Genomic DNA, 299 nt, shown 5'->3' with positions numbered 1-299 from the left:
CAAGGGCGCCAGGGTGAGCTACGGCATCCATCCGGTGGCCGGCCGCATGCCGGGCCACATGAACGTGCTGCTTGCCGAAGCCAACGTGGACTACGAGCACCTGCTTGAAATGGACACGGTGAACCCCTTGTTTGCGGAGTCCGACCTCGTCATCGTGGTGGGAGCCAACGACGTTGTGAACCCCGCCGCCAACACTGCCGAAGGCACGCCCATTTACGGCATGCCCATCCTGAAGGTGGAGGACTGCGGCAACATCATCATCGCCAACTATGACGACAAGCCCGGCTACGCGGGCGTGC

1 protein-coding gene is annotated in these 299 nt (G+C 62.9%); it reads left to right on the top strand.

Translation table 11 applies throughout. The annotated features are described in order from the left end of the window. Positions 1–299, top strand: a 299-nt coding sequence (locus V6C16_RS14750) for an NAD(P)(+) transhydrogenase (Re/Si-specific) subunit beta (RefSeq protein ID WP_333543629.1), incomplete at both ends; no start/stop codon positions are given.

The organism is Desulfovibrio sp. 1188_IL3213 (assembly GCF_036763145.1).
Taxonomy (GTDB): domain Bacteria; phylum Desulfobacterota; class Desulfovibrionia; order Desulfovibrionales; family Desulfovibrionaceae; genus Desulfovibrio.
The sequence above is the reverse complement of the archived record's forward strand: the minus strand, read 5'-3'. Positions and strand labels throughout refer to the sequence as shown.